The 11,017-nt window shown below is 61.7% G+C and carries 9 protein-coding genes; 4 read left to right on the top strand and 5 right to left on the bottom strand.

The window, feature by feature from the left end:
- Positions 1 to 209: 209 nt before the first annotated feature.
- The 4 genes from PMI22_RS05110 to dmpG all read left to right on the top strand — a co-directional run bounded on the left by PMI22_RS05110 (position 210) and on the right by dmpG (position 3,858).
- Positions 210 to 983: a glucose 1-dehydrogenase gene (locus tag PMI22_RS05110; RefSeq protein ID WP_007948264.1), complete on the top strand. Its 774-nt coding sequence runs from the start codon at positions 210 to 212 to the stop codon at positions 981 to 983.
- 71 nt (positions 984 to 1,054) lie between these two features.
- The gene (locus PMI22_RS05115; protein ID WP_007948263.1) at positions 1,055 to 1,846 is read left to right on the top strand and encodes a fumarylacetoacetate hydrolase family protein; all 792 of its coding nucleotides are present in this window, start codon (positions 1,055 to 1,057) and stop codon (positions 1,844 to 1,846) included.
- 46 nt (positions 1,847 to 1,892) lie between these two features.
- On the top strand, positions 1,893 to 2,819 hold the full coding sequence (locus tag PMI22_RS05120; protein ID WP_007948262.1) for an acetaldehyde dehydrogenase (acetylating): 927 nt from the start codon (positions 1,893 to 1,895) through the stop codon (positions 2,817 to 2,819).
- Positions 2,820 to 2,829: 10 nt separating this feature from the next.
- Complete coding sequence (gene dmpG / locus PMI22_RS05125; protein ID WP_007948260.1) at positions 2,830 to 3,858, top strand: 4-hydroxy-2-oxovalerate aldolase; 1,029 nt, start codon at positions 2,830 to 2,832, stop codon at positions 3,856 to 3,858.
- Positions 3,859 to 3,987: 129 nt separating this feature from the next.
- Here dmpG and PMI22_RS05130 read toward each other — a convergent pair whose 3' ends face one another.
- From PMI22_RS05130 to PMI22_RS05150, 5 genes are all read right to left on the bottom strand, one after another.
- Positions 3,988 to 4,821, bottom strand: a complete 834-nt coding sequence (locus tag PMI22_RS05130) for an SDR family NAD(P)-dependent oxidoreductase (RefSeq protein WP_007948259.1) — start codon at positions 4,819 to 4,821, stop codon at positions 3,988 to 3,990.
- 11 nt (positions 4,822 to 4,832) lie between these two features.
- Positions 4,833 to 5,600 (bottom strand): SDR family oxidoreductase, encoded by a 768-nt coding sequence (locus PMI22_RS05135; protein WP_007948258.1) that lies wholly within the window; start codon positions 5,598 to 5,600, stop codon positions 4,833 to 4,835.
- Positions 5,601 to 5,735: 135 nt separating this feature from the next.
- A complete protein-coding gene (locus PMI22_RS05140; protein WP_007948257.1) occupies positions 5,736 to 6,971 on the bottom strand; it encodes a helix-turn-helix transcriptional regulator in 1,236 nt (411 codons plus the stop codon).
- A 147-nt stretch (positions 6,972 to 7,118) separates the two neighbouring features.
- Complete coding sequence (locus PMI22_RS05145; RefSeq protein WP_007948256.1) at positions 7,119 to 9,551, bottom strand: efflux RND transporter permease subunit; 2,433 nt, start codon at positions 9,549 to 9,551, stop codon at positions 7,119 to 7,121.
- 14 nt (positions 9,552 to 9,565) lie between these two features.
- On the bottom strand, positions 9,566 to 10,552 hold the full coding sequence (locus PMI22_RS05150) for a WD40/YVTN/BNR-like repeat-containing protein (protein WP_007948255.1): 987 nt from the start codon (positions 10,550 to 10,552) through the stop codon (positions 9,566 to 9,568).
- Between the last annotated feature and the right edge of the window lie 465 nt (positions 10,553 to 11,017).

The raw sequence follows: 11,017 nt of genomic DNA, 5'->3' as shown, positions 1-11,017 counted from the left end.
CGAGGCACCGAACGAAAGGGGCAAGAGCCCTTGGTTACTTGGGGCTTTTCCAAGTGACCCGCTGTAAGAGCGGAACCATAAGCCGCCGTTACCGAAGAAACGGATATGTACACACCGCCCCCCCCCGCTAGTCCGTTGAGACGATGCCCAACCAGATCACCGCAGCGATAGTAAACGCATCCAAAGTCGACCCCACGGAGCAAGGGCCCATGAGTATTTTGCAGCGTTTCCAGATGCACGGCAGCGTCGCCATCGTCACCGGCAGCGGCCGGGGAATCGGTCGCGCGATCGCCTTGGCGTATGCCGAAGCCGGTGCCGATGTGGTGTGCTCGGCGCGGTCGCTGGACGAGGTTCAGGCAGTGGCCGAAGAAGTTCGCGGCCTGGGACGACGCGCGCTGGCGTTCGCTTGTGACGTCAACGACGCCGAGCAGCGCCACGCGCTGGTGCGTCAAAGCGTAGAGCAAATGGGTCGTATCACACATCTGGTGAACAATGTCGGCGGTGGCGGTCCGAACGATCCGCTGGCGATGACGCCCGAGCAGTTCTCCCAGGTACTGACCTTCAACGTCGCCACCAGCTACGCCTTCTGCCAATTGTGTGTGCCGCTGATGCGCGAGGCAGGTGGCGGCAACATCATCAATATCAGCTCGGTGGCGGCACGCTATGCCCAGCGCCATTTCAGCGCCTACGGCACAGCCAAGGCCGCTCTCAGCCATCTGACCCGTTTGCTGGCTCAGGACTTTGCGCCGCAGGTCCGGGTCAACGCCGTCGCACCGGGCCCGACCCTGACCGAAGCGCTGAACGGCGTGATGCCGACCGCCATGCGCGAGGTCATGGAAGCCAACACCCCGCTCAAATGCCTGGGCACCCCGCAAGACATCGCCGCCGCCGCGCTGTACCTCGCCAGCCCCGCTTCGGCCTGGGTTACCGGCAAGGTTATCGATGTGGATGGTGGCGCCGACTCGTCGGTCTGGCCGGGCTGAACGCCTTCTTTGGGCCCGTCCTGATGACGTTGGGGCGGGCTTTTTTTCCCCCACCTGATTGGAGCCCTGCCATGGACGCTCATTTGATTAACACGCTCGGTGACGAACTGTTCAACGCCTTGCGCAGCCGTCAGACCCTGGCGCCCCTGACCCGGCGCTATCCACAGATCACCCTGGAACAGGCCTATCGGATTTCCCTGCGCTTCCTGCAACGCCGCGAAGCCCTTGGCGAGCAGGTGATTGGCAAGAAAATCGGGGTGACCAGCCGCGCCGTGCAGGAAATGCTGGACGTCCACCAACCGGACTTCGGTTTCCTCACCAATGCCATGCAAGTCGAGGACGGCTGCGATGTCAGCCTGGCCCGCTATAACCTGATCCAGCCACGGGCCGAAGGCGAAATCGCCTTTATCCTCGGCGAAGACTTACAAGGCCCGGGCATCAGCGCCGAGGATGTACTGGCCGCCAGCCAATGGGTCGTGCCGTGCTTCGAGATCGTCGATTCGCGAATCGATGACTGGCAGATCCGTATCCAGGACACCGTGGCCGACAACGCGTCTTGTGGCGTGTTCGCACTCGGCACCCAGCGTATCGACCCTCGCTCACTGGACCTGGCTGCCGTGCACATGCAAATGCTGAAAAACGGCCAGCCGGCAGGCTCCGGACTGGGCTCGGCGGTGCAAGGACATCCCTGCGCGGCCGTAGCCTGGCTGGCCAATACCCTGGGCGAGCTGGGCATCCCGTTCCGCCGTGGCGAGATCATTCTCTCCGGTGCCCTGGCGCCGCTGGTACCAGTAGTCGCCGGTGACCAAATCAGTCTGTCCATGAGTGGCTTGGGCGAAGCCAGCCTGCGCTTCATCCCTTGATCACCCTTCATTCCCCTCCCTTTCTCCCTCCCTGGAGCCAAAGACCATGAGCAAAAAGATCAAATGCGCGCTGATCGGGCCGGGCAACATCGGCACCGATCTGTTGTACAAACTGATGCGCAGTGAAGTGCTGGAACCGGTGTGGATGGTCGGCATCGACGCCACCTCCGAAGGCCTTTCGCGGGCTCGCGAACTGGGCCTGAAGACCACCGCAGACGGTGTCGACGGATTGCTTCCCCATGTCCTCGAAGACAAGATCCAGATCGCCTTCGACGCTACCTCGGCCTATGTGCACGCGCAGAACTCGCGCAAGCTCAATGCCCTGGGCGTGTTGATGATCGACCTCACCCCGGCGGCCATCGGCCCGTATTGCGTACCGCCGGTCAACCTCAAGGCTCAACTGGGCCTGGGTGTGATGAACGTCAACATGGTCACCTGCGGCGGCCAGGCCACCATTCCGCTGGTGGCGGCGGTATCCAGCGTGCAGCCGGTGGAATACGCCGAAATCATTGCCACCGCCGCTTCCAAATCAGTCGGCCCCGGCACCCGAAAAAATATCGACGAATTCACCCGCACCACCTCCAGCGCAGTGGAAAAGATCGGCGGCGCGAAGAAAGGCAAGGCGATCATCATTATCAACCCCGCCGAACCACCGCTGATCATGCGCGACACCGTGCATTGCCTGACCGCCAGCGAGCCCGACCAGCCGGCGATCACCGCGGCCATTGAGGCAATGATCGAGCAAGTGCAGCGCTACGTGCCCGGCTACAAGTTGGTCAATGGCCCGGTGTTCGACGGGAATCGGGTGTCAATTTTCATGGAGGTCGAAGGCCTGGGCGACTACCTGCCCAAGTACGCCGGCAACCTCGACATCATGACTGCCGCAGCGGCCCGCACCGCCGAGATGTTTGCCGAGGAAATTCTCAAGGGCGAACTGGTTCTGCAAGCCACCGCCCAAACCGCCCACGCATAAGGAGTCGACCATGGATCTTCACGGCAAAAGCATTACCGTTCACGACATGTGCCTGCGCGACGGCATGCACCCCAAGCGTCACCAGATCAGCTTGCAACAGATGAAGGACATCGCCTGCGGCCTCGACGCGGCCGGCGTACCGCTGATCGAAGTCACCCACGGTGACGGCCTGGGCGGCAGTTCGGTGAACTATGGCTTCCCGGCCCACACCGACGAGGAGTATTTGTCGGCGGTGATCCCGTTGATGAAAAAGGCCAAGGTCTCGGCTCTGCTGCTTCCGGGCATCGGCACCGTCGATCATCTGAAAATGGCCTATGAGCTGGGGGTCAACACCATTCGGGTGGCCACCCATTGCACCGAGGCCGATGTCAGCGAGCAGCACATTTCCCACGCCCGGGGCCTGGGCATGGATACCGTCGGTTTCTTGATGATGGCCCACATGAACAGCCCCGAAGGTCTGGTCAAGCAAGGTTTGCTGATGGAAAGCTACGGCGCCAACTGCATCTACCTGACCGACTCGGCGGGCTACTTGCTGCCCCATGACGTCAGTGCCCGTGTGGCGGCGATGCGTGCGGCCCTCAAGCCAGAGACCGAGATCGGTTTTCATGGCCACCACAATCTGTCGATGGGCGTTTCCAACTCGATCGCCGCGATTGCCGCCGGGGCAAACCGTATCGACGCCGCCTGCGCGGGCCTTGGTGCTGGAGCTGGGAACACACCAATGGAAGTACTGGTGGCGGTGTGTGACCGCATGGGTATCGAGACGGGTGTCAGCGTGTTCGGCATCCAGGACGTGGCCGAAGACCTTGTCGTGCCGATCATGGACTTCCCGATCCGCAGCGACCGCGATGCCCTGACCATGGGCTACGCCGGGGTGTATGGCTCGTTCCTGCTGTTCGCTAAACGTGCCGAGAAAAAATACGGCGTGTCGGCCCGGGAGATCCTCGTTGAAATGGGCCGTCGCGGCATGGTCGGTGGTCAGGAAGACATGATCGAAGACACTGCCATGACCCTCGCCCGTCAGCGGCGGCAGGCGTAAGACCACACTGCCCCTGTGGGAGCGAGCCTGCTCGCGATGGCGGTAGACCAGTCAACATTGTTGGCGACTGGATACCCCCATCGCGAGCAGGCTCGCTCCCACTCCTGATTGGTATCAATGGAATAGGTTTTAACGCCAATCGGCGACGATGCCGTGCTCCAACGCAAACGGCTGCGCAGCGATGGTCCGGCGTTGAAACGCCGGTGCCTGTTCGGCAGTGGCCAGCCACAACATCACCGCCGCTGGTACATGGGGTGGAGCGCTGCCGGCGCGCAGCGCGATCAGGCCTTTATCGCCGATGGTGGCCTTGAGGGCTTCGGTGGTGACTACGCCCGGATTGAGGGTATAAGCGCGCACACCGGCCTCGCCCAGTTCCGTGCTCAGCACCCCGGACAGTCGCGACACCGCAGCTTTGCCCGCGCCATAGGCATAACCCCATCCTCCCTTGCCCGCTGCTACCGGTGGGTCGCTTTCCCCGGCACCGGAGGTCACATTGATCACCACCCCGCCACCACGCGCCACCATGTGTTCGGCAACCGCACGAGTCAGCAGGAACGGTGTGAGGATGTAGCCCTGGAACATCCGCTCCAGGGTCTGAGCTTGCAGGTCCATGAACCCCGCATTGAGATCACTGCCCTGGTAGATCGCGTTGTTGATCAGCACGTCGATGCGCCCGTACTCGGCCAGCACCGCCTGGCAGGCGTTCAAGGCCGAGTCGCTGTCGAGCAGGTCCATCGGCACGACGAGCACTCGGCAACCGAGCTCGCGCAACGCCTGCGCTGTGCTGTTGAGGCTGCCGGCCAGCGGTGCCCCAGCGGCGTCGCGCAGGGCATGTTCATGTTGTTCTCCCTCGTTGAGGGTACGGGCGCTGATCGCCAGGTCGAAACCGGCGCGGGCAAACGCCAGCGCCGCCTCGCGGCCAATACCCCGGCTGGCGCCGGTGATGAATGCCACTTTGTTCATGGGAGTTCCTTTTAGAAGCGCGAGGCGCGGACCATGGCGTCCATGCCGCCATCGACGAACACGACGCTGCCATGGATAAACGATGCCTGCGACGATTGCAGGAAGGCTACCACCGCGGCGATCTCATCAGGGTGACCAGAGCGGCCCAGGGGTGCGACGAAATCGCGGGTTGCCTGGCCAAAACGTGCATCGTCCAGCGACGCCTGGTGCAGCGGGGTTTCTACCGCACCCGGCGCCACCACGTTCAAACGCAGGCCCAGCTTGCCCCAGTTCACCGCCAGGCTGCGTACATGCTGGCTGATGGCATATTTGGAAGCGGCATAGGCGACGTGAGGCTGGCCGAGGGTGTTGGCCAATTCCAGCGCCCGGGCCTCATCACCGGCGATCATCGCTTGCGTCATCGACTGGCCCTCGGGGCCCGAATGAGTCGCCGCCACTGAGCCGATCACCAGCGCCGCCGGTTGTTGGCCCTTGATCAACGCCCCTTGCAGGCCGTCGAGCAACTGGCTGACGCCGAAGTAATTGACCGCCAGAATCAGGCCGCAGCTCGGCGCCGTGACACCGACCCCGGCGCAGCAGATCAGTCCGTCGAGGACCCCGCCACTGAGTTCAAGCACTTGCGCGATGGCCGCGTCGCGTCCATGGGCAGTCGACAGGTCAGCGATCACTTCGGCGTTGCTGCGATCGATCCCGATGACCTGATGCCCGGCGGTGCGCAGGGCGGCGGATACGGCGGCGCCGATTCCCGAGGCGCTGCCGGTGATGGCTGTTATAGGCATTGTGGTTCTCCGTGATAGGTTCGCCCAGTATCGACAGGGCGATCACGGGACGGCATCGTCCGTGCGGACTAAAAATGTGCTGCGTCAATGACCACTACGCCGGGCAGCGGATGGCCCGGCGACGGGTCTGCGGGATCAGGCCTGGCGATAGATCGGCACGGCCAGTCGCAGTGGCGGCACCTTGATTTTTTCGGCCACCTTCAACGCGAGTTGCGGCTTACCCAAGGCCACCACGCTGTTAAGCATGATGCGCACCAGTTCGGTCTGGCGCCTTACACCGGTCTTTGAAAAGATCGAGCGCAAGTGTGCCCGCGCGGTGTTACGCCGGATATTGAGCACCTCGGCAGCTTCCTCCAGAGACAGGCCGTTGGCGAGTTCCATGGCCAGGGCGGTTTCGGCCTTGGTCAGGTTGAACAACTGCTTGGTCACCACTTCACTGGCCAAGGATTTGCTCGATGCATCACGGATGTACACCAACGCCGCCGGTTGGCCCTTCTCCTCGGCCCAGTCCAGGGACGGAATCGATTCGACCACCACACCAAGGTTGACCAGACCGGACGGCCGCGTCACCGACATGGCCTCGGCGCTTTTCGGTGCATCCGGACAGAACGCGCCACGAATCAGGCGTTGCAGTTCACGGTTGTCGCTGGGATACGTCGCCTCCAGGCGCCCGCCCACCAATTTCAGGCCATCGGAACGGGAAAGGATTTCCTGGGCCACCGGATTGATCTGCAACACGCTGCCGCTCTCGTCGAGCACCAGGGTCGCCACCGATAACCGGCTGATGGCCTGGGAGTACAACTCGCTCAGCGATTCGCTGCGGTCTCGCAGGTTATGCAGTTGCGAGGCAAGTCGCAGGTGAGGCAGGAAACTGGCGCATACCGCCCGCTCGTGCGCAGTGAAGTTGGGGGCCCGTTTGGGGCGTGTCATGCGAAAGCGCAGTTTGCCGCCGTCCGGGGTGGAAATATCGGCGCACATCAGGTGGTACACGTCATAGGGCTCGCAGAACATCTTGTAGTAACCGTTCTGCTCCCATTGCGTGGTGCTCATGAGGTCGTCCACGGTGAACACATGGTCCAGCGGCTGATTGGAGAAAGGCGAATTGGTTTGCGGGTAGGTCATGTAGCAGACATCACCGGCACCTTCGATGTCGCCGACGATGATCATCACGCCGGTATCGGGTTGATCCGGCACCCGCAGGATCAAGGTGACGTAGTTGGCATCGTAGAGCTTGAGAAAGCTTCTGAGGGCCTGGGCCATCTGTTTCGGATCGAGGGCGCCTTCATAGATTTCGCCCACCAACTGGTTGTAGCGCGTGAGGTCGAGGCCAAGGCTGGCCAGGGCTTCATGGGTCAAGACACCATTTTGCATAGTCTTATCTCGCTCGGGTAAGGACTGCGCCCTTCCCTTGTTATTTTTATAATTTCGGCTGGGGGAACCTGGGCTCCCCCCCACTCGACTGCTATTTGCCAGCCAGTTTCCCTAGTGCCTGCGGACTCCACAATAGGTCCGACAGGTTTATTTTTCGCTACCGGGATCACGCGCCGCCGGGCTGTTTTTCAGGCGGAACTGCCCTTGTGCAGGCACCGGCTGGCGCACCCGATCGGCAACCAACGGTTGCCCGCGATTGAACCAGGCGGCCAGCGCCGGCAGGAGAAAAATCGCCCCCAGCACATTGACCAGGAACATGAACGACAACAACACCCCCATGTCAGCCTGGAACTTCAGCGGTGCGAACGCCCAGGTGCAGACGCCAATGGACATGGTCACGGCCGTAAATACCGCGGCCGTACCGCGTTGGCACATGGCCTGGTAGAACGCCTCGCGCAGATTGGATCCGCGCAGCATTTCGTGCTGAATACGTTCGTACAGGTAAATGCCGTAGTCGACGCCCACCCCTACCCCCAGCGCCATCACCGGCAAGGTGGCGACCTTCAGGCCGATCCCGAGCATGGTCATCAGTGCGTTGCACAGAATCGCGACAATCGCCAGCGGCACCAGAATGCACAGCACCGCGCGGATCGACAAGAAGGTAAGCCAGCAAAACAACGCCACTGATCCGAATAGCGCCCCGAGCATGATCACTTCAGCGCGCTTGACCGCCTCGTTGGAGGCCGCCATCACCCCCACGTTGCCACCGGCCAGGAGGAATTCGACTTGCGGCGAGCTGACTTCGGCAATGATCCGCCTGGCTTCAGCGATTGCATGGCTGACGGTGCTGCCTTCGTGGTCGGCAAGGAACACCAGAATCTGCATTTGCTGGCAGCCGTCGGTGACCAGACCGTCATCCGGCATATAGGCCCGCGCACCCTGACTCAGGCCACGAGGTGATCCCGGAATCGCCGCCCAGCGCGGATTGCCTTCGTTGTTGCCAGCGATCACCCGCTTGCCCATGTCCGCCACGCTCTGAATCGACTGCACACCGGAGACCGTGCGCATGCGGAAATCGAAGGCTTCCACCGCGCGCATCACCGCAGGCGACAAGCAACCTTCTTCGACACCCTTGACCTGGACGAACACCGACATCACATCCAGCCCGATGGAGTAGCTGCTGATGATGTTGGCGTTGTCCTGGTTGTAGCGCGAATCGGCCCGCAGCTCCGGTGCACCCGCGCCGATATCCCCCACTGCCAGGTCGCGAGCCTTGTAGGCCCCGGCCAACAGCAGTAACAGGCTGATCGCAAAAACGCCCAAGGCCGGCCCCGGTTCGGCAAGTGCCGACAAGCGCCACCACAGACGGTGCTTGCCCGCGGGTCGGGATTGCGCCCGGCGCAATAACCCAGGCTCCAACCGCAGGTAGGAAATGATGACCGGCAACATCAATTTGTTGGTGATGATCATCAACATCACGCCGATGCACGCGGTCACCCCCAGTTCGTGGACGATGGGAATATCGATCAGCATGATTACCGCGAAACCCAGGGCGTTCATCAGCAAGGCCAGAGAACCGGGGATGAAGATCTTGCAGAACGCCGAACGCGCTGCCTCCTTCGACGTGCTACCGGCCAGCACGTCTTGTTTCCAGGCGTTGGTCATCTGCACCGCATGGGACACGCCGATGGAGAAGATCAGGAACGGTACCAGGATCGACATCGGATCGATGCCCAAGCCCAGCAGCGGCAACAGGCCAAGCAACCAGACCACCGGCAGCAACGCGACAACCAGCGCCACCACCGTCAGGCGCAAGGAGCGCGAATACAGCCACAGCAGCAACCCGGTGATCACGAAGGCCACAACAAAGAAGCCGATCACCGTGTTCAACCCTTCGACCACATCACCCACCAGTTTGGCGAAGCCAACGATGTTGATGTCGATATCGGGACTATTGTACTTGGCGCGGATGTCTTCGAGGCGCTGGGCGATGTCGACATAGGACACCGGCTGGCCGGTCTTTGGATCGATGTCCTGCAGGTCGGCGCGGACCATGGCCGATTTGAGGTCATTGGCCACCAGGCGACCGACCTGCCCGGAAGCTGCCGTGTTGCTGCGCACCTGCGCCAGGTCCTCAGAGGTGCCGCTAAAGCGCGGCGGCACCACCACATCGCCAAAGAAACCTTCCTCGGTAATTTCGATGTAGCGCACGTTGGCGGTAAACAGCGACGTCACACTGGGGCGACTGACTCCAGAGATGAAAAACACGTCGTCGGTGACTTTACGCAGGGTCTCGAGGTACTCGGCGTTATAGATATCACCCTCGCCTTTCCAGCGTACGCTGACCAGGAAGCGGTTGGCGCCGGTGAAGTAGCGGCTGAACTTGAGAAAATTGACCATGTATTCATGACGCACGGGGATCTGTTTGTTGAATCCCGGATCCAGTTGCGTGTGGGTGGCACTGTAGCCCAGGCCCAGCGTCACCAGAACAAACAGCAACAGCAGTCCCTTGCGCCAGGCCATCAAGTGGTCCGCACACGTTTCGACGCAGCGCGTCACCCAGTGTTTACCCTGATTCATTGCCTGCCTCTCATTTACTGGGTGGCCTGTGTGGCCATTAAGGCAGCGACGCTGCCAGCTGAACCCTGCAAAACACCGCGCTCGCCACCCACCAGCAGACGCGGGCCAACCATCGTCGCCGAGGTCAACGTACCGAGCCCGGCCAGGCGTCCGACGCCGACCAACGCGCCCTGTGCATCCAGACGTACCACCGAGCTGCCGGCACCGACGATCACCAGTCCCGAGTGATCGGGCAGCAATACATGGCCATACAAAGGCAGTTGGTTACCCACGTTGATCCGGGTCCAGCTGTCGCCGAAGTCATGGCTGACGAAAACATGGCCGCGCATGCCGTAGGTCACCCAGTTATTCGCGTTCAGGCGCACGATGCCGAACAACGAGCCGCTGTAGAACGCAGGCAAGGTCTGCCAGTGCTGGCCGTTGTCGGCCGTACGCAATACCAGGCCCTGTTCGCCCACCATCATGCGGCGGTCATCTGCGCCACCGGCCATGCTGTTCAGGTGTGCGTTATCGATGTCCAGGGACTGCGGAGTCCAGGTCTGCCCGGCATCAACGGATTGATAGAACTTACCGAAGCTGCCGAAAGCCAAGACGTTGTCGCCACCACCGGTCCAGATGCCCAGCAGCGGTTCGCCCAGATCGCTGTCGTGGCGCATTTCCTGCCAACTGCTACCTGAGTCCACAGAGCGCAGAATCCAGCCGTCATGCCCGACCGCCAGCAAACGCTTGTCGTCCAGCGCCACCAAGGCAGTCAGGGTGGCGTTACGTTGTATGCCGACTGCGGCTGGCTGCCAGCTGACGCCCTCATCATCACTGAGCAGGATGCTGCCCCGCTCGCCCACGGCTATCACCCGTGAGCCAAGATTGAGCAGGCCGTTGATCTGCACCCGATCTGGACGCGTGGCCAACAGCTCGACCTGCGGTGGAGATTTTGGGGAAAAGGTGTAGCCAATGGTCAAGGCGACCACCAGACAAACGGCGTAGCCGATCACCGAGCGCATGAGTAGCGCTCCTGTTCGGGGTACACGTGCATAGGGCTAGTCATAAGGCCGATCCTCTTGTTTTTATCACGCACCAGGGCATGCGAGGCAAACGAGATGGGCGCTGCCTCTGAGGGAATAGTCGGCGCAAGGCTTGGGGGACACATCGTCCAAATGGCTTATGCAATGGCGCAAATGGCGTGGGGCGGGAATGGTGGATATTTATGTGCAAATCGAACGTCGCCGCCTCGCAGCGATAGCGTCAGTTCAGACAACCGTTTCGTTGACTGAATGGACGCCATCGCCGGCAAGCCGGCTCCAACAGGTAATGCTGTCCACTCAAGGAGCGACACAATTTTGTAGCAGCTGGCGAAGCCTGCGTCCGGCTGCGAAGCAGTCGTAAATCCTCAACGCGCTGATTTCCTGAAACACCGCATCGTTTGATTTCACGACTGCTACGCCCCAGCGCGGACCGGCCGACGCAGG

Source organism: Pseudomonas sp. GM21 (genome assembly GCF_000282215.1).
In the GTDB taxonomy this organism is placed as follows: domain Bacteria; phylum Pseudomonadota; class Gammaproteobacteria; order Pseudomonadales; family Pseudomonadaceae; genus Aquipseudomonas.
Note: the sequence above shows the minus strand (reverse complement) of the source record. Positions and strands in the feature narration are given on the sequence as shown.